The sequence below is a fragment of the Flavobacterium sp. TMP13 genome (genome assembly GCF_050847115.1).
In the GTDB taxonomy this organism is placed as follows: Bacteria; Bacteroidota; Bacteroidia; order Flavobacteriales; family Flavobacteriaceae; genus Flavobacterium.
Window position 1 is genome coordinate 1833822 of record NZ_CP193656.1, and the last position, 23679, is coordinate 1857500.

Consider the following 23679-nt stretch of genomic DNA (forward strand, 5'->3'; position numbering starts at 1 on the left):
TTTGAAAGTTTATTCAGCCGAATTGCGATCGATTAATTCGTGGTATTTGTCCGAAATAATTTTCATGTTTATCTTGTAACTCGCTTTTTCTTCAACCATTTTTCTATTTTCAAAAATAGCTTTTTGACAAATAGTGTCGTTGTTTTTTGCCCAAATTAATGCTTCTGCTAATTTTTGAGCGTTATCAATTGCAACCAAATGGCCATTATTTCCTGAACTAATCCAACTTTGATTGCCTGCAATTTCAGAAACAATAGGGTAACAATTGCAAGCCATGGCTTCGAACAAAGATGCAGACACTCCTTCTGTGATAGGCATGCTAACATAAATAGTTGCTTGTTGCAGCAAGTTTGGTAATTGAGAATTTGGGATTCTTCCGGTAAAAATCACTTTATTCTCAATATGTAATTCTTTGGCTAAAGCCTTCAAATTATTTAATCTAGAGCCGTCGCCAACAATAGTCAGGGAGAAGTCAATTCCCTTTTTGTTTACGATAGAAAATGCTTTTAAAATAATATCATGTCGGTATTCTGGTTGCAAAGATCGCGTTACAATTGCTTGTATTGTATCGAATTTTTTTTGAGAAGGAGTAAAAACATCCAAGTCAATTCCTTTGGAGAGTACCAAAACTTTGTTCATGTCTACTCCAATTGCTTTCATAGAAACAGTCATTACTTCTCCCCAAGCGTGAATAAGGTGTGCTTTTTGAAACGCAAATTTCTGAATGAGTTTTTTAAAAGGCAGCAGCTTAGAATTTTCTGGCCATAAGTCGGTACGTCCTTGTTGCGCAATAGCGGTATTTTTAGAACCTGATAAAGCCGCCAAAAAACCATAACTCGTAGTTCTTTCTGCGACAACCATATCTGGTTTTTCGATTCGAATTATTTTTTTTATGGAAAAAAGAGCTGTACTATATTCGAATATACGTTTCAGTTTAGAGCTATTTGGAGTTTGAAGTTCCCATGTAATTATTTCAAAATCGCCAAATTCTTTTAATCCGTTCATCCACGTAATAGCGTCTGCGCGATAAGACTCGCCTAAGAAAAGTATTTTTCTTTTTTGCATCCGCCTAAAATTCGTCTGTTGCTAAACCACGGTTCAAGAAATCATTTAAAGGTTTTAAAGCAAGTAGCTTTGCGCTCATTTTAGTAACAAAATCAGACTTTAAAAATTCAGCTCTATCTATTTTTTGACTCGCCGTAAAGCTCTTTAATTTTAAAAAAGAAATTGCGGGGTGCTCTTTGTCATATCCTCGTGGTGGATTTTTGAGCGAATTTCTTTCGTTAACATCTAAAGTGCCAAATTCTTTCTTGAATGTTTTCTCGGCTAAAACAGTTTCTAAATCGTCATAAAAAAAGGCAATTTCTTTTCTAATTTTCTTTAAATCATCTGATTCGGGAGAATACAATCCGCCTGCAATAAAGCTAGCGTCTTTTTCGATGTGAATGTAATACCCAGATCGATTCAAACCTTTAATTCCACTAGAAATCCAGATACCTAAATGTGACTTATAAGGAGACTTATCTTTAGAAAAACGAATGTCGCGATTAATACGAAATGTACAATTTTTGACTTCTAACAGTTCTAAGGAAGGGTCTAAAGGTTTCATAGCATCCAAAAAATCACCAATCAATTGATGGTAGTCGGTTTTGAAAATTTCATACCTTTTTTTGTTTTCTAAAAACCAATCTCTATTGTTATTGTTTTTTAAATCATCTAAAAATTGGAGTGATTCTATGGTTAGCATATTTTACTATTGTATTTTTTTTCACTAAATCTTGCTCACTAATGTATCCAAAATTTCTCCATTGCTCTTCCTTCTTGTTATTATACAAGATTAATGCAGGCAATTGATCGATTTTCATTTCGGTAGCTAGGGTTTTGTTTTTGTCAACATCAATTCGAATCACAAGCACTTCACTAGCTGGATCTGTACCCATTTTAGTCAAGTACGGCTCCATCTTTTTACAAGGTCCACACCATTCTGCATAAAAGTCGACTAGTACTTTTTTATCACTGGTAATCATTTTTAGGTAGTCAGCTTTGGTCATTCCAACTACTTTGTCTAGTGGCTTGCCAAGTCCAGCAGAATTCCATTTCATAATTCCGCCTTCCAATTCATAAATGGTTGTAAAGCCCATTTCACTTAGTTTTTCCGAAGCTTTTTTACTTCTACCACCACTCAAACAATACACAAAAACAGGTTTTGATTTGTCGTATTCTGCTGCTTTAGTTTCAAAGTCACTTTGTTTCCAGTCTACATTGATTGCGTTTTCAAGGTGTTCGCCAGAAAACTCTTCTGGAGTTCGAACATCCAAAATTTGTGCATTAGCTGTTGTGTGTATTTTTTCGCTAAATGCTTTGGGCGCAAGAACTTCAATCTTTTTATCTGGTTGTCCGTTGCAAGAGGCAACAATAAAGGCCGTAATTAGTACTAAGATTTGTGAAATTTTCATGTATGTAGTATTTATTTTGTTAGAGGTCATTTTCTGTTTGTGCTAAAATAAGGATTTTTTAATTTTTGAAAACCCTATACAATCATAAATTAAATATTTTGTACGATTGATGTGTTGATTTTACAATAGTTTCGGTCCGTTCTGGATGTGTGTCTGAAATAAATAATTGTCCAAAAGTATCGGTGTTTACCATTTCTACTATTTTAGCAACACGACTTTCGTCTAATTTATCAAAAATATCATCAAAAAGTAAAATAGGTTTTACGCCACTTTGTTTTTTTAAAAATTCAAATTGAGCTAATTTCAACGCAATCAAAAATGATTTTTGTTGTCCTTGCGAGCCAAATTTTTTTATCGGATGCGCATCAATTTCGAAAAGTAAATCGTCCTTATGAATACCGACGCTTGTATATTGCAAAGCTCGATCTTTACCAATATTTTCTTGTAAAAGAGTAAGCAGTTCTTTTTCAAACAAGCTACTTTCGTAAACAACTTGAACCGTTTCATTATTTCCGGTAATGCTTTGATGGTGTTTGTTGAAAATTGGAATGAATTCGGCGATGAAGTTTTTTCTTTTTTCAAAAACCGCTTTTCCTAAAACATTCAGTTGCTCATTATATATAGATAGCGTGTCGTTGTCAAAAACATGATTGAGAGCAAAATACTTTAATAAAGCATTACGCTGCACAATTATTTTTTGATATTGAATAAGTTGCTGCAAGTATGGAGCGTCGAGTTGGCAAATCACACTGTCCATAAATTTTCTGCGAGTTTCGCTTCCTTCAACTATTAAATCCCGATCTGCAGGAGAAATAATTACTAACGGAATAAAACCAATATGATCCGAAAATTTATCGTAGGCTTTGCCGTTGCGTTTTAGTATCTTTTTCTGTCCTTTTTTTAAGCTACAAACAATTTGTTCATTGCGTTCATTCTTTTCTAATTCGGCGTCAATCACAAAAAATTCTTCGCCATGTTTGATGTTTTGTACCGCTAGAGGGTTAAAATAACTTTTTCCATAAGCCAAGTGATAAATTGCGTCGAGTACATTTGTTTTGCCAATTCCGTTTTTTCCAACGAAGCAGTTTATTTTAGAGTCAAATTGAAAGCTGGCTTCGTCAAAATTTTTATAGTTAAATAAGGCTATTTTTTTTAAATACATGTGGTAAAGTGCGCTGTGGTAATTGTTTATGTTTTTGAAGAAACTTTTTAAAAAGTCTTGCAAATTATCAAAAAATATCGAGATTCTAGTACTTTAAAGATTGGGAAATGGAATAAATTAGCACTAAAAAGACAGTAAGTTTTGCGTTCTGTAGAAAAAAATATTTAAAATAAATATAAAATCGTTTTTTATTACGTAGGTCTCAATAAAAATTTTATTTTTGCCGTTCACTAAATTAATTTTTTAAATGGCAACTTACAATAAAAGAGGATATAAAGCACCTAAGGAAAAAGAAGTTAAAGATACGGTAGAAGACGTTATCATTGATGAAAAAGACAGTACTACTGCTGAAGTGTTCTCAAAATTAGACGAAACTGCTTCTAAAACGGAAGATTTTGTTGCTAAAAATCAAAACATCATTATTGGTTTAGTAGCAGGTATTGCTATTTTAACGATTGGATATTTGGCTTACCAAAAATTTATTGCTGCTCCAAAAGAACTTGATGCTGCTAGCGAAATGTTCGTTGCACAACAAAATTTTGAAAAAGCGACAAACGGTGTAGCAAGTGATTCTTTATATAATTTAGCTTTAAACGGTTCTGAAGGTAAATTTGGATTCTTGAAAATTGCTGATGAATACTCGAGCACAGCTGCTGGAAATTTAGCAAATTATTATGCTGGTATTTCTTATTTGAACACGGGTAAATACGATCAAGCGATCGAATTTTTAGAAAACTTCAAATCAGATGATATGATCTTGGGAGCTTTGGCAAAAGGAGCAATTGGTGATGCTTACTCTCAAAAAAATCAACCAAAAGAAGCTTTAGACTATTACGTAAAAGCTTCAGATTATAATAAAAACGATTTTACAACGCCACGTTTTTTATTAAAAGCAGGAAAAACTGCTTTGTCTTTAGGGAAAAAGGATGATGCTTTGAAATATTTTAATGAAATCAAAGAAAAATACGAAGCAACTCCAGAAGGTTCTTCTGTTGATGCCTTGATTGGTTTGGCTCAGTAATACGACAATAAATTGTAGTGAAGGTTAGAAGTTATTAGAAATGTATAAATTTCTTCTCGCTTCTAACCTTTATTTTTTTAACTTTAATTTCTTAATCAAAAAGTGTAAACATGGCAACTGCAAATAAAAATTTATCAGAATACGATAAAAACAAATTACCGAAGGCAAAAAATTTCCGTTTTGGAGTAGTCGTTTCCGAATGGAATGAAAAAGTGACTGAAGGTTTATATAATGGTGCATATAATGCTTTAATTGATAATGAGGTTCACGAGCAAAATATTATTCGCTGGAATGTCCCGGGTAGTTTTGAGCTAATTTATGGAGCCAAAAAAATGTTACAAACACAGAACGTGGATGCTGTAATTGTAATTGGATGCGTAATTCAAGGAGAAACTAAGCATTTTGATTTTGTGTGCGAAGGAGTAACACAAGGCATCAAGGACTTGAATGTACAAACGGATGTGCCAGTTATATTTTGTGTCTTAACGGATAATAACGAGCAACAATCTATCGATAGAAGTGGAGGAATTCACGGTAACAAAGGTACTGAAGCTGCAATTGCAGCAATCAAAATGGCCTTTTTACGCACTCAAGCTTCTTTGATGCATGATTATAAAAATCCGATGTTGACTTCGGGCGCTATTCAAATTGATGAAGGTACTCCGTTGGAACTGAAAGAATAACACACAACGATATAAATCGTAACCCATACTGTGCTAAATAGTATGGGTTTTTTGTTTTATTTATGAGTTTATAATCCCCAAAAGACAATCAAAATTTGCTAAATTTGTGCTTCTTGGTTATTTTACCAAATTTCAAAAACACAAATCCAATTCCCTATTAATGTCGAGTATTATACAATTGCTTCCTGATCATGTTGCCAACCAAATTGCTGCTGGAGAAGTGGTTCAAAGACCGGCTTCGGTAGTCAAAGAATTACTTGAGAATGCCGTTGATGCCAAAGCAACTGATATCAAATTGATTATTAAAGATGCGGGTAAGTCATTGGTTCAAGTTATTGATAACGGACAAGGAATGACGGTTACCGACGCACGTTTATGTTTTGAGCGTCATGCAACATCTAAAATTCGCCATGCCGAAGATTTGTTTTCGTTGCACACTAAAGGTTTTCGAGGTGAAGCATTGGCTTCTATTGCTGCAATTGCACACATGGAAATGAAAACCAAGCAAGACCAGGAAGAATTAGGAACGCACATTATTATTGAAGGCAGTAAATTTGTTTCGCAAGACGCTGCAGTGTTACCAAAAGGAACCGCATTTGCAGTTAAAAATTTATTTTTCAATATTCCTGCTAGGCGTAATTTCTTGAAGTCAGACATTGTTGAGTTTCGCCATGTTATGGATGAATTTCAACGCGTGGCTTTGGCGCATCCCAATATTCATTTTACTTTTTATCATAATGGAAGCGAAATGTTCAATTTGCCTGCGGCTAGTTTCCGCCAGCGTATTGTTGGTGTCTTTGGAGGCAAAACAAACGAAAAGTTAGTTCCTGTAAATGAAGAGACTGAGATTGTAAAAGTGCAAGGATTTGTATGCAAGCCCGAATTTGCTAAAAAGAGTAGAGGAGAGCAGTTTTTCTTTGTGAATGATCGCTACATAAAAAGTGGTTATTTGCATCATGCGGTGATGGCTGCTTACGATGGAATTTTAAAAGACGGTGCACAACCGAGTTATTTTTTATTTCTTGAAGTGCCACCCAATACTATTGATATAAATATTCATCCAACAAAAACAGAAATTAAATTTGATGATGAACAAGCACTATATGCTATTTTACGCGCATCGATCAAGCATAGTTTAGGTCAATTTAATGTAGCTCCAGTATTGGATTTTGATCGTGATTCTAATTTGGATACACCTTATCATTACAAGGATTTGGATGGCGAAACGCCAACGATACAGGTCGATGGTAATTTTAATCCGTTTGAAATGGTGGAACCACCTAGAAAGCAAACGACATCGACTGCCGGTGGTAACTCGTATTCGTACAAAAAGCCAGAAGCAACAGCGAGTTGGGAAAGTTTGTATGTGGGTTTAAAGCATGATGCAGAAGAAATTGCTTCGCATTCGTTTGAAAGTGATACCATAACTTCGTCTTTATTCAATGACAATGACGTGGAGCAAGTTGTACAGAAAACCTATCAAATTCATAAAAAGTATATTGTATCGCCCATTAAATCAGGAATGGTTATTGTCGATCAGCAGCGCGCGCACCAACGCATTTTATACGAGCAATTTTTATTAAATATGACTGTTAATCAGGCATTAAGTCAGCAACTATTGTTTCCTTTAAATTTGTTTTTTTCGTCGAGCGAAATGGAATTAGTGCACGAGTTACAGCAATCATTGGTTACTACAGGTTTTGTGTTTGATGAAAATGCAGAAGACCACATCGTGATTTCTGGTATTCCAGTAAATGTTACCGAAAGTGAAGTGTCTATGGTAATTGAGCAATTGTTGTCTGATTTACAAGATGGTGTCCCCGAGAATAATTACAGTCAAAACGATACGATTGCAAAGTCAATGGCCAAAAGTTTGGCGATTAAAACAGGTTCTTACATGACCGAAAAAGAACAAGACAATTTAGTAAACGGACTGTTTGCTTGTAAAGATCCTAATATTTCTCCTTTTCAAAAACCAACTTTCATCACGATGCGTGTGGAAGATATCGATAAAAAATTTGCCTTATGATGAAAATCACTCCCGTTGTTAAACAACTATTGATCATTAATGTGATCTTTTTTATAGGCTCACAATTAGTGCCTATTTCGTATGATTTTTTTGCCATGTTTTTTCCAGAGAATCCCGAATTTAAATTCTGGCAGCCGATTAGCCACATGTTTATGCACGGAGGCTTAATGCATATTGCATTTAATATGTTTGCATTATATTCCTTTGGATCAGCTTTGGAACATTTTTGGGGGGCTAAGAAGTTTTTGTTTTTTTACGTTTCTTGTGGCTTAGGAGCAGCATTGTTGCACACTGGTGTTAACTATTACTTTTTTCAAGAAGGATTGTCAGTTTTAGCTGAACACGGTTTTGCTAAGGCAGATATTTTACAACTTTTAGATCAAGGAAAAATTGATACGAGGTGGCAAGAAATTATGACTGTTTCTAATTTTAAAAACTTTACAGGTGCTTATCTGGGCACAGTTGTCGGAGCTTCTGGAGCTATCTATGGACTTCTAGTTGCTTTTGCATATATGTTTCCTAATGCCGAGTTGGCTTTGATGTTTATCCCAGTGCCGATCAAAGCGAAGTACTTCGTGCCGGGACTTTTGGGTATCGATTTGTTTTTAGGCATTAATGGTAATTCTTTATTTGGCAGCAGTGGGCCTGGTATTGCGCATTTTGCACACGTTGGTGGTGCTGTAGCTGGATTTTTAATTATGTATTATTGGAAGAAAAATGAGTTCAATGACAATCGTTGGAATTAGGATTTAATTTTTTAATTTTAATAAAAATTATAGGAAATAGTTTATGAGTATAATTGATGATTTAAAGTTACAATACAAAGTAGGAGGCATTGCAAAAAGAGTAATTTATTGGAATGTAGGATGTTTTCTCGTTTCTCTAATTTTTTTCTACCACTTTTCAAAAGGATTTTTTATTTTTCCTAGTTGGTTGGCACTTTCTTCAAGTCCTTCTGAGTTTATTTATTATCCATGGACATTTTTAACCTATGCTTTTTTGCACGACGGTTTTCTGCATTTATTCTTTAATATGATTATACTGAATTTTTCGAGTTCATTATTTCTTACTTTTTTTACTCAAAAACAGTATTTAGGACTGTATTTATTAAGTGCTGTTTTTGCAGGCGTAGTCTTTGCTATTGCATTTTATATTTTAGGATATAATGCTTCAATCGTAGGTGCTTCCGCAGCTATTATGGCAATTTTGGTTGCTGTAACTACCTATCAGCCGTTAATGCAAATTCGAATGATATTGGTCGGCAATGTAAAATTGTGGCACATCACCGCTGTTGTTTTAGTGTTAGACTTAATGCAGTTTCGCTTGGATAATATGGGCGGACACATGTCGCACTTGGCGGGAGCTTTTTTCGGGTTCTTATATATTAAATTACTGCAAAACGGAACCGATGTAAGTACAGTTGTTTCTCGTGTAATTGATTTTTTTGCCAATATGTTTCACAGAAAACCTGCAACGCCTTTCCGAAAAGTACATAAAAATTACAGACAGCAACCGCCTGTCGAAAAAACAACCTCTAGAATTGTCACCAAAGACAAAAGACAACAACAAATTGACGAAATTTTAGATAAGATTAGTCAGTCGGGTTATGATTGTTTATCCAAAGAAGAAAAAGAATTTCTGTTTAAAGCAGGAAAATAATCCTTAACACACTGCAATGAAAAATCTCTCGTGGTTTAATAAGATCATGTTCTTTTTTAATATAGTCTTGACTGTATTAACATTCAGCGCTTATATTTTGCCGTTTTTGGCGCCCAGAGCTTTTCCATTATTGTCTGTTTTTACTTTGTTTATGCCTTTGTTTTTTGTGCTAAACGGTTTGTTTTTTTTGTATTGGGGTTTATTGCTGAAGAAGCGAATGATTCTTTCGGGTCTCGTTTTGTTGATGGGTATTACTTTTATCAATAAATTCTACAAATTTAGTGCTCCCGAATACAAATCAGATACCAAAGATTTTACGGTGATGAGTTATAATGTTCGGCTTTTAAATGTATTTAAATGGGTGCCGAGAGATGATATACCCGATAATATTTTGGAATTTATAAATGAAAAGAATCCTGATATATTATGCATTCAAGAATATTCTAATTCAGGAAATATCGATTTAAAGGTATATCCACATCGTTATATTGTAATGGAAGGCAATAAAATAAAGACAGGTCAAGCCATTTTTTCTAAATACCCGATTTTATATCAAGGAAATATTGAATTTCCCAATTCCAACAATAATGTAATTTACGCCGACATCAAACGTGGAAAGGATATTGTGCGGGTTTATAATATGCATTTGCAGTCAATTAAAATTTCTCCAGACGTCAATGAGATTTCCGAAAATATTGACGTAATCAATCAAGAGAAATCTAATTTATTACTTTCAAGGATTGGTAAAGCATTTAAACAGCAGCAGCAACAAGCGGAGATTTTTAAAGAACATAAAAAGGAGTGCAAGTATAAGATGATTATTTGCGGAGATATGAACAACAGTCCGTTTTCCTATGTATATAGAAACATCAAAGGATCTTTAAAAGACAGTTTCGAAGAAGCTGGTGAAGGTTTTGGTGCTACTTATAAGTTTAAGTATTACCCAGCAAGAATCGATTATATATTTGCGGATTATAGTATGAAAGTAAAGAAGTTTGAGAGCTTTTCTGATTTCGAAAATTCAGATCATTTCCCGATTATTGCCACACTTTCAATGGAATAATTAGAATGATAGTTGCTGAGTTCTTAAGTAGTCAGCAGCAAACTTTCCTTCATTAAAAAGTAAATCTAGTACGCTGAGATTATTTATAAATCCATGCTTATCTGCAAAAACCTGGGTATAGCTTTCAAATTTATGGTCGTCTTTTTTGCCGTTTGCTAATGCTCGGTAATCTATGCTATCAGGAACTTCTTTAAGATATTCACTCGTAGTTGAATAGTTAATTTTCATGCGTAAGCATTTGCACATAATTTCAAAAACTTCCCAATTCAAGTCCATTAAAAAAGTATATTTTCTTTCAAAAATGGGATAAATGTCATCTTCAAAAAATTCAAAAAATGGCGAGCTTCTGTAAGCTGTTTCTAATGATTTAAAGTGCTGCTTTTGCCAATCGAAATCAGGCTCTATTACTATGTCTTTGCTTTTTTGTCGACTGTCCTTAGAATGCTTAACAGGAATATTCAAAAGCTGAATTCCGTTTGGGCTATAAATATATGTTCGGTTGCGGTTGCTTTGCTTTTGAAAATTATCTTCAATCTCAAAAGTCACTGTATCCGCTTGTACAATTGCTGCAAAGTGACTGATAGAGGGGAAATAGGTGGGAAGAAGTAGTGAATCCATTTTCTTAAGTCTTGTTGTTTTTAAAAACGGAAAGTCTAAAGTCAGCACTTGCAGTGATGCAAATTACGGTACGACTTTAGACTTTAAAGTTTTATAATAGATTGTTATGCTTTATTCTCTTTTCTTTTTTTCCAAAAATAATCTCCGACGAAAAACAAAGCAAGAATAATTAAGAAATATTTAAAGTACGATTGCGGTTGTCCTTCGCCATCAACAGTGCTAAAAACTCTGTCCCAACGAATTTTATTAAATCCTTTTCCGTTCGTATCCCAACTCATCCAAATAAAAACTGGTTTTCCTACGATATGGTTTTCTGGAACATACCCCCAATAACGGCTGTCTTCAGAATTGTGTCGGTTATCTCCCATCATCCAATAATAATCTTGTTTGAACGTGTAAGATTTAGCAATTTCTCCATTAATACGAATTTCACTTCCATTGACTTTTAAATCGTTTGCTTCGTAATTACGAATGATTTCTTTATAATAAGGTAACGTTTGTAAGTTTAATGCAACTGTTTTTCCAGCTTCAGGAATATAGAGCGCACCCATATTATCCATGTTTCCTTTGCCGTTATGAGGAAAAATAGAGTTATCATCACCTTTGCTGATCATTCGAGTAACTGCAGTTATTCCTGGCGTGTTTTTTAATCGTTCTGCGCTAACTTCGGTTAGTGCACTAAAAATGATAGTATCTCTCGCTGCAGGATTTTTATAACCAGCGAAATCTGTGATGTCTAATTCTCGGGTTAAATATTCAAAATCAATTGGGGTCTTTCCGTCCAAAGCTACTTCGTAAGAGTATTGTGGTTTAGCACGTTCTGGTAGCGCTAATTGTTTTCCATTAATAAAAACAAAACCATCTTTTATAGATAAGCTATCACCAGGAACACCAACGCAACGTTTTACGTAATTTGATTTCTTATCGACCGGTTTGTCTACGTGACGACCTGATTTATCAAAAAACTGATACACGGTGTCCATTGGCCAGTTAAAAACGACAATGTCAGTTCGCTGTATTTTTTCGATAGCGGGTAATCTTAAATAGGGTAATTGTGGCCATTTTTCGTATGATTTTTGTTTGATAAAAGGAATGGAATCATGAACCATAGGTAATGCAATCGTAGTCATTGGTACACGCGGTCCATAATTTACTTTGCTAACAAATAAAAAGTCTCCAATTAAAAGTGATTTTTCTAAGGAAGAAGTTGGTATTGTGTACGGTTGCACTATGTAAGTATGCACTAGCGTTGCTACAATAATGGCAAAAAGCAACGAACTTAAAGTATCAGCTGTCTTGTTTTGGGCGTGCAAACTTCTGTTCGGAACGTATTCTAATTTCTGCGTATAGTTAACATAGTAAATGTAAAGTCCACAAGTAAAAATGCCCAATAGCGTATCTGCTGTGGTGTTTTTTCCAAAAGAACGTAGAGTTTCAACCCAAATAACTGGGAACATGATAAGGTTAATGATCGGAATGAAAAGTAAAATAGTCCACCACGTTGGTCGACCAATAATTTTCATTAAAACGATAGCGTTATAAACCGGAATGGCAGCTTCCCATTTCTTTCTTCCTGCTGCTTCGTACATTTTCCACGTTCCTAAAAAGTGAACTAGTTGCATCACTAGGAAAAATACAAACCATAAATATAGTGTCATAATTGTATTGTTTAATTTGACTAAGAAATAAAATCTCTAAGCAAAAATGATATTATTTGATGTTTAAAACGTCTTTCATTGTAAATACGCCTTGTTTTCCCGCCAACCATTCGGCAGCAATTACGGCACCAAGGGCAAAGCCTTCGCGATTGTGAGCTGTATGTTTAATTTCGATAGTGTCTACTGCAGATTGATAACTGACAGTATGAGTGCCCGGTACTTCACCCTGGCGAACTGCATCAATGTGAATTTCGTTTTCTTTTGGCGATTCCATCGTCCAATTAGTAAACGTGCTATTTTCGATTACTCCCTTAGCTAGAGAAATGGCAGTTCCGCTTGGTGCATCTAATTTATGAATGTGATGAATTTCTTCCATACTGACTTTATATGTATCTAAAGTTGCCATCATTTTGGCTAAGTATTCGTTCAGACCAAAAAAGATATTTACTCCTAAGCTAAAATTGGAGCTAGAAATGAAACCACCTTTTTTATCCGCACAAAGTGCAATAACTTCATCGTAATGCTCCAGCCATCCCGTGGTTCCAGAAACTACCGGAACTCCATTGTTAAAACAAGCAGAAATATTAGGAACTGCAGCGCTAGGAACGCTAAAGTCGATTGCAACATTTGCTGTTTCTAAGCCGTCGTAGGTATTAAATTCGTCTTTTTTAAGAACAATCTCATGTCCTCTTTGTAAAGCAATCCTTTCGATTACTTGTCCCATTTTTCCGTATCCTAAAAGTGCAATTTTCATTGTATTTTATTTTAATTTTAAGAACGCTTCTGTTCTTTTTAAAAGTTGTAGCTAAAAGTTAGTCCTACATTTGGTTTAAATGTTACATCATTTGTATAAACATCTGGACGAAGTGACAATCGATCATTTACGTTAAATTGAATGAGAGCCGCATCAACGTTTGCATCGATAATATTTAAAACATAAAAACCAACGACAAAAAGAGCGGAAAGATCTCGGTTGCGTTGGTAAAATTTTTGAGCAGAAATAAGACGACTCTTATCTTTTAAGAACTGAAAATCATCATCATCATAGCCTTCTAATCTTCGTTTGTAGGCATCTCGAACATCATGATATTTTTTGTTGTTGTCGATGTATAAGTACAAACTGGTTCCGATTGCTCCGTAAACAATCGGGATCTTCCAGTATTTTTTATTATACGCTTGCCCCAACCCTGGTAAAATCGCCGAGTAAAAAGCGGCTTTTGCAGGAGTCAATGGGTCGATGTCTAGCGAGGGCAGCGTGTCTTTTGCAACCGCAACACTATCTTTTTTTGATTGGGAAAAAACAGTTGTATTTCCTATTATAAAAAAGAGAATACTTATGAGTGCAATTTTATTCACTATCCGTTTATTAATTTCATTAATCGGCTAAAATCTTCTTCAGATTGAAAAGGAATCGTGATCTTTCCTTTGCCACTTCCAGCTACTTTTATATCTACTTTTGTTCCGAAGTAATCGTTAAAAGTATTTTTTTGAGTTTCTTTTACTACAAAAGAAGCCGCCGGTTTCGTTTTTCCCTCTGCTTTAGGCTTTAGACCTTCTTGGTAGTTTTTTACCAAAGTTTCGGTTTCACGTACTGACAAGTTCTGACTTACTATTTTTTGATAGATATCAGTCTGTTCGTCTAAATCCTCAATGCTAATGATTGCCCGACCATGTCCCATACTAATAAAACCGTCACGAATTCCGGTTTGAATAATTGGATCTAATTTTAACAAACGCAAATAATTCGCGATTGTCGAACGTTTTTTTCCAACTCGTTCACTCATTTGCTCCTGTGTCAATTGAATTTCGTCAATTAAACGTTGATAAGAAAGTGCAATTTCAATTGGATCTAAGTCATGACGTTGAATATTTTCAACCAAGGCCATCACTAATGATTCGTTGTCGTTTGCAATTCGAATGTATGCAGGAACAGTAGTTAATCCAACTAAAGTAGAGGCCCGTAAACGACGCTCTCCCGAAATTAATTGGTACTTATTGAACTCTAATTTACGAACGGTTATGGGTTGAATTACACCTAATTCTTTAATAGAAGTAGCTAATTCTCGCAATGATTCTTCGTTAAAGTTGCTTCTCGGTTGAAACGGATTGATTTCGATAGCAGTAATTTCAAGCTCAATGATGTTTCCAACAACTTTGTCTGCATTTTTATCCGAAACTGATTTAATATCGTTTTCAGGATCTTTTAATAATGCGGATAAACCTCTTCCTAATGCTTGTTTTTTAATTGCCTTTGTCATACAAACTATTTACTGTTTTTCTTTATAATTTCTTGCGCTAAATTAATGTAATTGACTGCACCTTTGCTGGTTGCGTCATAATTAATAATGCTTTCGCCAAAACTTGGCGCTTCACTTAATTTTACATTTCGTTGAATCACGGTTTCAAAAACCATATCGTTAAAATGCTTTTGAACTTCCTCTACAACTTGATTAGACAAGCGCAGTCTCGAATCATACATCGTTAACAGTAGTCCTTCGATATCTAAATCGGGGTTGTGTATTTTTTGAATACTTTTTATCGTATTTAATAATTTTCCTAATCCTTCCAAAGCAAAATATTCACATTGAATAGGAATTATAACAGAATCTGCTGCAGTCAAGGCATTTAGTGTTAATAAACCTAATGATGGCGCGCAGTCAATGATTATAAAATCATAATCGTCTTTTACGCTTTCTAATGCTTTTTTAAGCATATACTCGCGGTTTTCCTTATCAACCAATTCGATTTCGATGGCAACAAGGTCAATATGTGCCGGAATCACATCTACATTTGGAGCAGAACATTTAACAATACTTTCTCTTGGAGTGTGGCTGTGCTCTAAAATTTGGTAGGTTCCAATTTCTACATTTTCTACATCAATTCCCAGTCCTGACGTCGCATTAGCTTGAGGGTCAGCATCAATTAGTAATACTTTTTTCTCTAAAACACCCAATGAAGCGGCAAGATTTATAGATGTAGTAGTTTTTCCAACGCCTCCTTTTTGATTAGCAATCGCAATGATTTTGCCCATTTGTTTTTCTTGATTTTGAACGGTAAAAATACGATTATTTATGGTTTTTGAAAATCTATTTTGTTAACATTCCCGAAAGTCAATGTTTGAGATGTATAAACCTTACAAGGCATATTGTAATTTTAAGTACTGCTTTTCAAAAACAATAAATAGGGCAATTGGCTTTTAGAGTAGTAGCAATAAGCATAGGTTTTTTTGCTTTTATTTGGGAATTTCTTTTTTCAATTTCTTTTTATTTAAAGAAGTACTCGTGAAAAGGTTGTTAATTTATAAGATAAGATTTTTCGTTGTAATTAATTGATTATAATTTTAATGTGAAAGTATTTTAATTACTTTTGAAAATTAAATAATTTATTACTTTAAAGTGAGAAAAACAGTTAAGATTTTTGTTAAAGCGCTGCTATTAGTAACTGGTTTACTAGTTTTCTATGGTTTGATATCTTTTGCGCTTAGTGCAATAACGATCAAACAAGAAGTAGGAACTAAGGAAGAAGTAGAAATATTTATACTGACTAATGGAGTGCATACTGACATTGTAATGCCTGTGAAAAATGATCAAATGGACTGGGTGGCGAAAGTCCCTTACAACAACACTCAAGCCGCAGATTCTACGTATAAATTTATCGCATTAGGTTGGGGGGATAAAGGATTTTACTTAGAAACGCCCACTTGGTCTGATTTAAGAGCGTCTGTAGCTTTAAAAGCAGCCACCGGATTGAGTACTACTGCTATTCATGCAACCTATTATAAAAAAATGAAGCAGGGCGATGACTGTAAAGCAATAAAAATCAGCAAAGAGCAATACCAACGGCTCATAAGTTTTATAGATAAAAGTTTTCAAAAGGATAGCTTGGGAAATTTTTTAGTCATTAAGACCAATGCTAATTATGGAAAAAATGATGCTTTTTATGAAGCTACCGGAAGTTATAGTATACTTCAGACGTGCAATACTTGGGCAAATAGTGCATTAAAAACAAGCGGTCAGAGATGTTGCTTTTGGACGCCTTCCTCTTCTGCAATTTTTTCTAAATACAAATAAATATAATATAAATATGGTACAAAAAACGTCGAATGCTTTTATAGCAGCATCATGGGTGGCTCTTGCAGCCGGAACAGCAGGTTTTATAATTGGTCTCAGTAGGGCCGAAATGTTATTAAATGAAAAAGGATATTACTTTACGGTATTAATGTTTGGGCTTTTTGCAGTTGTATCTCTGCAGAAAAGTGTACGAGATCGACTAGAGAAACTTCCCGTTACAGATATGTATTATGGGATTTGTTGGTTCGGAACGCTTTTATCTATTGTGCTACTTGTTGTCGGATTATGGAATGCAACAATTTTACCTAGTGAAAAAGGATTTTATGCTTTTGCATTTCTATTAGCGATTTTTGGTGCTATCTCAGTGCAGAAAAACACGAGAGATAACATGTCTTTTTCTGAATAAAATTGAATACGGTTAAAGTTAAAATAATTTATAAAGTTTCAAAGTAAAAGAGCTGTGGTAAATCATTTTACTGCAGTTTTTTTTGCTCTTCTGCTTTTTTCGGGAGTTGCATTTGTTTGTATTTTAGATCTTAATTATATCAAGTAAAGGGCTGAAGGAAATAAGATATTTGAAGTTCGTTAGGTAGCGTATGGGTTTCTTGCTAAGAAATCCTATCTAATTGCACAAAGGATCCGAGATTGATTTCATGTTAGGTGAAGATAGTTAGAAGTGTTGTAAGAAGATAAAATTAAACACTGGGAGAAATTAACAAATAAAAAAAACAAGCTGGTAAAGATTGAGAAATGAAAAGGAGGGTTAATGTCGTGTATCTGCTATTCTTTGTGTCTTCCTGACTTTTGATCTATTCGCCGTAATTGTGCGTAAGAAGAGTGTGTCAATAGTCCGAAACACTACCGTTAAAAGTTTCAAACTTGTTGTGAAAAATAAAAAAGCCTGAAAAAATAGTTTTTCAGGCTTTTTGTCTTTGTAGTGACCACGGTGGGATTTGAACCCACACGCCCTTGCGAGCACCAGCCCCTCAAGCTGGCAAGTCTACCGTTTCTCCACGTGGCCTAAAAGCAAAAAAGGTCAAGTAAATAAATACTCAACCTTTTGTGACCCGACTGGGGCTCGAACCCAGGACCCCATCATTAAAAGTGATGTGCTCTACCAACTGAGCTATCGAGTCAATGCATTCAATTAAATTATGTGTTGATCACTTCATTTGTGACCCGACTGGGGCTCGAACCCAGGACCCCATCATTAAAAGTGATGTGCTCTACCAACTGAGCTATCGAGTCATAATTGTTTGCTTGAATGCGGGTGCAAATATAAGGAGTTTTTTTTATTATTTCCAAGCAATTTTATTATAAATTTGTCTTTTTTTAACTTTAATTTTCAATTCCTTAATTCATAGGGTTTTACTATCATGAAAAAAATAATATTATTAGGTTATATGGGCTGTGGAAAATCTACAATTGCCGAAAAGCTATCTGGCGTAACAGAAATTCCTTTTGTAGATTTGGACAAAGTAATCGAAAATAAGGCCAATTTAGAGATCAGTGAAATTTTTGGACAATTCGGAGAGATCTACTTTAGAAAACTAGAACACCAAACTTTTGTCGAATTACTGCAAGAACCCACTGAAATGATTATCGGTTTAGGAGGAGGAACACCATGTTATGCGAACAATCACGAGTTATTAGTAAGAGAGGATGTGCTTTCTATATATCTAAAAGCCTCTATAGAAACCTTGTTTAGTCGTTTATCGGTAAATAAAAGTAAAAGGCCGCTCATAGCGCAAATGAATGATGATGAATTAAAAGAGTTTATCGCAAAGCATTTATTTGATAGAAGCTATTATTACAATCAAGCGCAGCATAAAGTGGTGGTTGATGATAGAAAGATTGATGAAACAGTCCAAGATATACTGAGCTTATTAGCTTAAAAATGCACAATCACTTTCGTTGTCAAAAACAACTTGAACGTGCTCTAATAACGAAGTAGAAAGAGAAATGCCTTTAAAGTCTGCTTTTACTGGATATTTCTTATGATTTCGGTCAACTAGTACTGCAGTTTTAAATTTCTTTAAAGGAGCGTCTAGAAAATGGCGCACTGCATATATAAGTGTGGTGCCGGAGTTAAGTACATCATCAACTAAAACCAAACCACGGTCAGTGTATTCATCAACAGTTAGACTTGTTGTAATTGCAGCAGTTGGATTTTGTTTGTGTATGGTAACCTTACATAAAGAAACCTTTATTGGAGAAATATCTTCTAAAGCAGCAGCAATTTTCTCAGCAAAAACATAGCCGTTCGAGGCAATTCCAGCTATAACGATACTTTCTTCATCTACAAAAGTCTCGTAAATTTGGTAAGCAATACGTTTTATTTTGTGCTCGATTTCTTGATGATTCAAAATTATATTTTTGCTCATAGTATTTATTTTTTTTCAAAGATAAAAAACAGTTCGTTTTCTCGTCTCGGTTTAATCGAATTATATGCGGTTTCTAAACTTTTGATTCTAAAATTAGTTCTAAATAAATTTTCGTATTCTGTTTTTGAACCACCAAAAGGCGGGCCAACCTCAGTTAAGGGAAATTGAAAGAATACACCAGCAACTTTGCCGTTTGGTTTTAATAATGACTTTACTTTTTCTACATATTTCTCTCTCAAATATGGATTTAGTGCGCAGAAGAAGGTTTGTTCTAAGATCAGATCAAAGCGTCCTTCTAGTTCAAAGAAATCGGCCTGAATTAATTGTTCTGATTGGAGATGTGGAATTCTCTTTCTAATATTCTGTAAAGGTGTAGTCGCAAAATCAACAACGAATACGCTCTCAAAACCATTTTCTAGTAAGTATTCCAGTTCATAGCTATTTCCACCACCAGGAATCAGTATAGAAAGCGATTTGTCGGTCAGTTGATCTATGTATTCTTTTAACGGAGTAGAGATCGAGCCAATGTCCCAAGCAGTTTGTTGTTGTTGGTATCGATCTTCCCAATATTCTTTAGTCAGTTTCATCTTTATCTTCCTCTATTTCGTTACCATATTCATCCAGATCACGACGATCCTTTTTTGTTGGACGACCCGTTCCGCTTTTGCGATAGTGTTCTTTAGAGAGCTTTAGTAATTCTAAATGGGCGTATGCTTCAGCAGGCGTTTCATTTTTTCTATAAATATCAACCAATTTTGCGCCTACGCGACTTTCGGGAATATCAAGTACAGTAATAATTTGTGTAATTTGATCTTTTCGAAAAGTGATTTTGTCGGTAGCAAAAACTTCTCTAGAAGGCTTGGCTACTTGTCCATTTACTGTTACATGATTTTTTTTGCATGCCTCGGTGACCATGTTTCTGGTTTTGTAATAACGCACGCACCATAAGTATTTGTCTATTCGCATAATTTTTCTAAAATCGGAGTTAAATTGTTTACAAAAATAAATCAATATTGTATCTTGCGCACCTAAATTTACAAGCAATAATGAACAAAATTAAATATTCTTTTATAGTAGTACTAACAGCTCTTTCAATAATTTCATGTTCAAAGAAAGATGATGAAGTCGAAATAGTACCGCCAAAACCTTACGATGTGCAATATGCTATTGATAAAGTTGATATCCAAGAATATTTAAAAAACAATTATATTATTGTAGATGCGGAGTATAATGTAACTGTTGCTAAAATTCCTGCTGGAGGAACGCAAGCAAATATTTTATCCTATAAAGATAATGCAGCTTTTCCAAAATTGTTAAGTAGGTTAGTAAAGGTGCACGAAATAGAGTATGAATTGTATTATTTGGTAATTCGTGAAGGTACGGGCGAAAAACCGATGAATGTTGATGGTGTTTTAGCAGCTTACAGCGGAAGCTATTTAAAAACGACTATAGCTGAAGGAGTTTCTACACAAACTTCCACTCATTTTGAAACGGTGATGAATCCAGCTAGTTTTATGGATTTATTTGGAACTATAAGAGGTTGGAAAGAAATTTTTCCACAGTTTAAAACGGGAACCTATTCTTCAAACGCAGATGGTAGTGTGAAATACGATAATTATGGTGTAGGTATGATCTTTATTCCTTCTGGACTGGGATATTATTCAGGGGGTAGTAATAGTATTCCTTCTTATTCCCCTTTAGTTTTCAGTTTTAAACTCTACGAAGTAAAACGTTTAGATCATGAATATAAAATAATCAATAATCAAAGTGTGGCAGATCCTGACGGCGTTCTTTCTATGTATGAAGATATAGATGGTGATGGATACGTTTGGACAGCATCAGAACTTAATAAAGGAGTTGTGAATCCGGATGATACAGATGGTGATGGAATTCCAGATTTTTTAGATACTGATGACGATGGAGATAATTACACAACCAAATTAGAGATAAAGAATCCTGCTACGGGCAAGCCTTATCCTTTCGATCAAATTCCAACTTGTGAGTCTGGCAAGAAAAATTATTTAGATAAAACATGTCATCCATAATAATGTATAGAGTTTTAATACAAAGCGGCCATCAATTGATGGTCGTTTTTTTTGTTTCAACATCTATCGTTATATATAGGTATAGGAAGTTTTTTTAGTTTCGGGAGCTATTTCCTGTCATTCGCTGTATCTTCTATTGCTTAAAGAAAGCAAAAGAAGGATGCCGCTGCTGCCAGGGCTATGATTTAGCTATTCTTTTTAAATTTTGTGTTTCAGATCAAGCAAGTTTCTGTTACCTATATATAAGGAGTAAATACAGCAGTAAGATTAACTGAATCGAGTTCGAAGTCCTAGTATTATTGGAAAGCGATATCTAAACCTCTCAAAACCCAATAAAAACAGGGAAGTTTTAAAAGAGTTAAAAGTTAATACCCAACTTATTCTCTTAAAACCCCACCAGAAGCAAGAAAGAGGAGTAGAGTAAAAGCAAATAAGCCACGTTAATCCTAAGAAACCGATCGAAAGCGATGTAAAAGGCTAAAAAGAGAATAGTGTAAAGTGTTCACAAGATTAAGGTTTCCAAAGAGTTAAGAATTTATTAAAAAAAAGATTGAAATAATGCAATAAAAAGGGTTGTTTATGTAAATAAAGTGACTATTTTTGCACCCGCAACAGCGACACGTTCTACTTTTTACTGACTACGAATTGAGATATTACAGCGGAGATTTTCTTCAAAAATAATATCAAAATAAAGTTTGTGTACTAAGAAAAAACGTTTTACATTTGCACCCCGCTAAAGGCGCAAGTTATTTGAGATACTGACAAGGAAGAATGGTTTTAGAGTTTGTAAAAAGGCTCAAAATAAATTTCATTTTTTTCTTGTGAGATTAGAAAAGAGTTTGTACTTTTGCAGCCGCCTTGAGAGACACTTAAACAAGTGAGAATTGAGGTTTTAAAATACAGAAGAATACGTTCCTAGACATATTGAATTGACAGCCGTTTTGAGAGAGATTTCAAAACAAAGAATAAGAGTAATAGAATCGAAAGATTTTGAGAATAACCACTAGATAATTCGGAGTCAAAAATAAATAGAGATAGATTTATCTGTCTCGCACAATATACGATGAAGAGTTTGATCCTGGCTCAGGATGAACGCTAGCGGCAGGCTTAACACATGCAAGTCGAGGGGTATAAGTAGCTTGCTACTTAGAGACCGGCGCACGGGTGCGTAACGCGTATGCAATCTACCTTTTACAAAGGGATAGCCCAGAGAAATTTGGATTAATACCTTATAGTATTACGACTTGGCATCAAGATGTAATTAAAGATTTATCGGTAAAAGATGAGCATGCGTCCCATTAGCTAGTTGGTATGGTAACGGCATACCAAGGCTACGATGGGTAGGGGTCCTGAGAGGGAGATCCCCCACACTGGTACTGAGACACGGACCAGACTCCTACGGGAGGCAGCAGTGAGGAATATTGGACAATGGGCGCAAGCCTGATCCAGCCATGCCGCGTGCAGGATGACGGTCCTATGGATTGTAAACTGCTTTTATACAGGAAGAAACAACTCTACGTGTAGAGTCTTGACGGTACTGTAAGAATAAGGATCGGCTAACTCCGTGCCAGCAGCCGCGGTAATACGGAGGATCCAAGCGTTATCCGGAATCATTGGGTTTAAAGGGTCCGTAGGCGGTTTAGTAAGTCAGTGGTGAAAGCCCATCGCTCAACGGTGGAACGGCCATTGATACTGCTAGACTTGAATTATTAGGAAGTAACTAGAATATGTAGTGTAGCGGTGAAATGCTTAGAGATTACATGGAATACCAATTGCGAAGGCAGGTTACTACTAATATATTGACGCTGATGGACGAAAGCGTGGGTAGCGAACAGGATTAGATACCCTGGTAGTCCACGCCGTAAACGATGGATACTAGCTGTTGGGAGCAATCTCAGTGGCTAAGCGAAAGTGATAAGTATCCCACCTGGGGAGTACGAACGCAAGTTTGAAACTCAAAGGAATTGACGGGGGCCCGCACAAGCGGTGGAGCATGTGGTTTAATTCGATGATACGCGAGGAACCTTACCAAGGCTTAAATGTAGATTGACCGGTTTGGAAACAGATCTTTCGCAAGACAATTTACAAGGTGCTGCATGGTTGTCGTCAGCTCGTGCCGTGAGGTGTCAGGTTAAGTCCTATAACGAGCGCAACCCCTGTTGTTAGTTGCCAGCGAGTCATGTCGGGAACTCTAACAAGACTGCCAGTGCAAACTGTGAGGAAGGTGGGGATGACGTCAAATCATCACGGCCCTTACGCCTTGGGCTACACACGTGCTACAATGGCCGGTACAGAGAGCAGCCACTGGGTGACCAGGAGCGAATCTATAAAACCGGTCACAGTTCGGATCGGAGTCTGCAACTCGACTCCGTGAAGCTGGAATCGCTAGTAATCGGATATCAGCCATGATCCGGTGAATACGTTCCCGGGCCTTGTACACACCGCCCGTCAAGCCATGGAAGCTGGGGGTGCCTGAAGTCGGTGACCGCAAGGAGCTGCCTAGGGTAAAACTGGTAACTAGGGCTAAGTCGTAACAAGGTAGCCGTACCGGAAGGTGCGGCTGGAACACCTCCTTTCTAGAGCCTAAGTGTTAGCAATTTATTGCACTCTTGGGAAAAAGACGAAGATTTTTATTGGTTTCAAAAAGGATTTATTTTATTACTCTGCTGTTAGTTCAAATAATACAATTAAGTAAAAGGTACAGATTTATGATTGTTTAATGCTGATTTTCAGCCCTGGATTTTAGGATCTAGAGCAAAGGGAATCAAATCACTTAAATCAAAAGATCATATTGTCTCGTAGCTCAGCTGGTTAGAGTACTACACTGATAA

The 23679-nt window shown here is 35.4% G+C and carries 23 protein-coding genes, 4 tRNA genes and 1 rRNA gene (1 of these 28 cut by a window edge); 12 read left to right on the plus strand and 16 right to left on the minus strand.

The window, feature by feature from the left end; translation table 11 throughout:
• Nucleotides 1-9: 9 nt before the first annotated feature.
• From ACRASX_RS08050 to recF, 4 genes are all read right to left on the minus strand, one after another.
• The gene (locus ACRASX_RS08050; RefSeq protein ID WP_432223032.1) at nt 10-1065 is read right to left on the minus strand and encodes a glycosyltransferase; all 1056 of its coding nucleotides are present in this window, start codon (nt 1063-1065) and stop codon (nt 10-12) included.
• A 4-nt stretch (nt 1066-1069) separates the two neighbouring features.
• Nucleotides 1070-1747: a DUF2461 domain-containing protein gene (locus ACRASX_RS08055; protein WP_066306742.1), complete on the minus strand. Its 678-nt coding sequence runs from the start codon at nt 1745-1747 to the stop codon at nt 1070-1072.
• Entirely contained in the window at nt 1713-2456 is a 744-nt protein-coding gene (locus ACRASX_RS08060) for a thioredoxin domain-containing protein (protein ID WP_432223033.1), read from the minus strand. Before ACRASX_RS08060 ends, ACRASX_RS08055 begins: the two co-directional genes overlap by 35 nt.
• 82 nt (nt 2457-2538) lie before the next feature.
• Entirely contained in the window at nt 2539-3618 is a 1080-nt protein-coding gene (gene recF / locus ACRASX_RS08065) for a DNA replication/repair protein RecF (RefSeq protein WP_066306744.1), read from the minus strand.
• A gap of 247 nt (nt 3619-3865) precedes the next feature.
• Between recF and ACRASX_RS08070 the strand changes: the two genes are divergently transcribed.
• The 6 genes from ACRASX_RS08070 to ACRASX_RS08095 all read left to right on the plus strand — a co-directional run bounded on the left by ACRASX_RS08070 (nt 3866) and on the right by ACRASX_RS08095 (nt 10073).
• Entirely contained in the window at nt 3866-4639 is a 774-nt protein-coding gene (locus ACRASX_RS08070) for a tetratricopeptide repeat protein (protein WP_066306746.1), read from the plus strand.
• 110 nt (nt 4640-4749) lie between these two features.
• Complete coding sequence (gene ribH / locus ACRASX_RS08075) at nt 4750-5322, plus strand: 6,7-dimethyl-8-ribityllumazine synthase (protein WP_432223034.1); 573 nt, start codon at nt 4750-4752, stop codon at nt 5320-5322.
• 160 nt (nt 5323-5482) lie between these two features.
• Nucleotides 5483-7351, plus strand: coding sequence for a DNA mismatch repair endonuclease MutL (mutL, locus tag ACRASX_RS08080; protein ID WP_432223035.1), 1869 nt, complete (start codon nt 5483-5485; stop codon nt 7349-7351).
• Entirely contained in the window at nt 7348-8097 is a 750-nt protein-coding gene (locus ACRASX_RS08085; protein ID WP_432223036.1) for a rhomboid family intramembrane serine protease, read from the plus strand. The genes mutL and ACRASX_RS08085 overlap by 4 nt, the downstream gene beginning before the upstream one ends.
• 43 nt (nt 8098-8140) lie before the next feature.
• Entirely contained in the window at nt 8141-9010 is an 870-nt protein-coding gene (locus ACRASX_RS08090) for a rhomboid family intramembrane serine protease (RefSeq protein WP_432223037.1), read from the plus strand.
• A 16-nt stretch (nt 9011-9026) separates the two neighbouring features.
• Nucleotides 9027-10073, plus strand: a complete 1047-nt coding sequence (locus ACRASX_RS08095) for an endonuclease/exonuclease/phosphatase family protein (protein ID WP_432223038.1) — start codon at nt 9027-9029, stop codon at nt 10071-10073.
• On the opposite strand, the gene ACRASX_RS08100 is transcribed toward ACRASX_RS08095, so the two are convergent.
• The 6 genes from ACRASX_RS08100 to ACRASX_RS08125 form a co-directional block, all read right to left on the minus strand.
• The gene (locus ACRASX_RS08100; protein WP_432223039.1) at nt 10074-10691 is read right to left on the minus strand and encodes a WbqC family protein; all 618 of its coding nucleotides are present in this window, start codon (nt 10689-10691) and stop codon (nt 10074-10076) included. It abuts the gene before it with no gap.
• Between the two features lie 104 nt (nt 10692-10795).
• Nucleotides 10796-12349 (minus strand): signal peptidase I, encoded by a 1554-nt coding sequence (gene lepB / locus ACRASX_RS08105; protein WP_432223040.1) that lies wholly within the window; start codon nt 12347-12349, stop codon nt 10796-10798.
• Nucleotides 12350-12401: 52 nt separating this feature from the next.
• The gene (gene dapB, locus ACRASX_RS08110) at nt 12402-13103 is read right to left on the minus strand and encodes a 4-hydroxy-tetrahydrodipicolinate reductase (protein WP_432223041.1); all 702 of its coding nucleotides are present in this window, start codon (nt 13101-13103) and stop codon (nt 12402-12404) included.
• 38 nt (nt 13104-13141) lie between these two features.
• Entirely contained in the window at nt 13142-13705 is a 564-nt protein-coding gene (locus ACRASX_RS08115; protein ID WP_432223042.1) for a DUF5683 domain-containing protein, read from the minus strand.
• A complete protein-coding gene (locus ACRASX_RS08120) occupies nt 13705-14607 on the minus strand; it encodes a ParB/RepB/Spo0J family partition protein (RefSeq protein ID WP_066306761.1) in 903 nt (300 codons plus the stop codon). The genes ACRASX_RS08115 and ACRASX_RS08120 overlap by 1 nt, the downstream gene beginning before the upstream one ends.
• A gap of 5 nt (nt 14608-14612) precedes the next feature.
• Complete coding sequence (locus ACRASX_RS08125) at nt 14613-15380, minus strand: ParA family protein (RefSeq protein WP_066306762.1); 768 nt, start codon at nt 15378-15380, stop codon at nt 14613-14615.
• A 364-nt stretch (nt 15381-15744) separates the two neighbouring features.
• Between ACRASX_RS08125 and ACRASX_RS08130 the strand changes: the two genes are divergently transcribed.
• Together ACRASX_RS08130 and yiaA are read left to right on the plus strand one after the other, a co-directional pair.
• Nucleotides 15745-16419, plus strand: coding sequence for a TIGR02117 family protein (locus tag ACRASX_RS08130; protein WP_066306763.1), 675 nt, complete (start codon nt 15745-15747; stop codon nt 16417-16419).
• 13 nt (nt 16420-16432) lie between these two features.
• Nucleotides 16433-16825 (plus strand): inner membrane protein YiaA, encoded by a 393-nt coding sequence (yiaA, locus tag ACRASX_RS08135; protein ID WP_066306764.1) that lies wholly within the window; start codon nt 16433-16435, stop codon nt 16823-16825.
• A 532-nt stretch (nt 16826-17357) separates the two neighbouring features.
• On the opposite strand, the gene ACRASX_RS08140 is transcribed toward yiaA, so the two are convergent.
• From ACRASX_RS08140 to ACRASX_RS08150, 3 genes are all read right to left on the minus strand, one after another.
• Nucleotides 17358-17440: transfer RNA gene (locus ACRASX_RS08140), tRNA-Leu, on the minus strand.
• Nucleotides 17441-17482: 42 nt separating this feature from the next.
• Nucleotides 17483-17555: transfer RNA gene (locus ACRASX_RS08145), tRNA-Lys, on the minus strand.
• A gap of 39 nt (nt 17556-17594) precedes the next feature.
• Nucleotides 17595-17667 (minus strand) — tRNA-Lys (locus ACRASX_RS08150).
• Nucleotides 17668-17795: 128 nt separating this feature from the next.
• Between ACRASX_RS08150 and ACRASX_RS08155 the strand changes: the two genes are divergently transcribed.
• On the plus strand, nt 17796-18314 hold the full coding sequence (locus ACRASX_RS08155; protein ID WP_432223043.1) for a shikimate kinase: 519 nt from the start codon (nt 17796-17798) through the stop codon (nt 18312-18314).
• On the opposite strand, the gene ACRASX_RS08160 is transcribed toward ACRASX_RS08155, so the two are convergent.
• Genes ACRASX_RS08160 through ACRASX_RS08170 form a run of 3 tightly spaced genes read right to left on the minus strand, consistent with a single transcriptional unit; the run spans nt 18306 to nt 19769 of the window.
• Nucleotides 18306-18803, minus strand: a complete 498-nt coding sequence (locus ACRASX_RS08160) for a phosphoribosyltransferase family protein (protein WP_432223044.1) — start codon at nt 18801-18803, stop codon at nt 18306-18308. The two genes, ACRASX_RS08155 and ACRASX_RS08160, sit on opposite strands and share 9 nt — an antisense overlap.
• A 5-nt stretch (nt 18804-18808) precedes the next feature.
• Nucleotides 18809-19390 carry a methyltransferase domain-containing protein gene (locus ACRASX_RS08165; protein WP_432223045.1) on the minus strand — a complete coding sequence of 194 codons (582 nt, stop codon included), beginning with the start codon at nt 19388-19390 and terminating at the stop codon, nt 18809-18811.
• Nucleotides 19377-19769 carry an RNA-binding S4 domain-containing protein gene (locus ACRASX_RS08170; RefSeq protein WP_066306783.1) on the minus strand — a complete coding sequence of 131 codons (393 nt, stop codon included), beginning with the start codon at nt 19767-19769 and terminating at the stop codon, nt 19377-19379. The genes ACRASX_RS08165 and ACRASX_RS08170 overlap by 14 nt, the downstream gene beginning before the upstream one ends.
• An 80-nt stretch (nt 19770-19849) precedes the next feature.
• Between ACRASX_RS08170 and ACRASX_RS08175 the strand changes: the two genes are divergently transcribed.
• The 3 genes from ACRASX_RS08175 to ACRASX_RS08185 form a co-directional block, all read left to right on the plus strand.
• Nucleotides 19850-20848, plus strand: coding sequence for an FKBP-type peptidyl-prolyl cis-trans isomerase (locus tag ACRASX_RS08175; RefSeq protein WP_432223046.1), 999 nt, complete (start codon nt 19850-19852; stop codon nt 20846-20848).
• A 1060-nt stretch (nt 20849-21908) separates the two neighbouring features.
• A 16S ribosomal RNA gene (locus ACRASX_RS08180) occupies nt 21909-23424 on the plus strand.
• A 216-nt stretch (nt 23425-23640) separates the two neighbouring features.
• Nucleotides 23641-23679 (plus strand) — tRNA-Ile (locus tag ACRASX_RS08185); it runs 35 nt beyond the window's last position.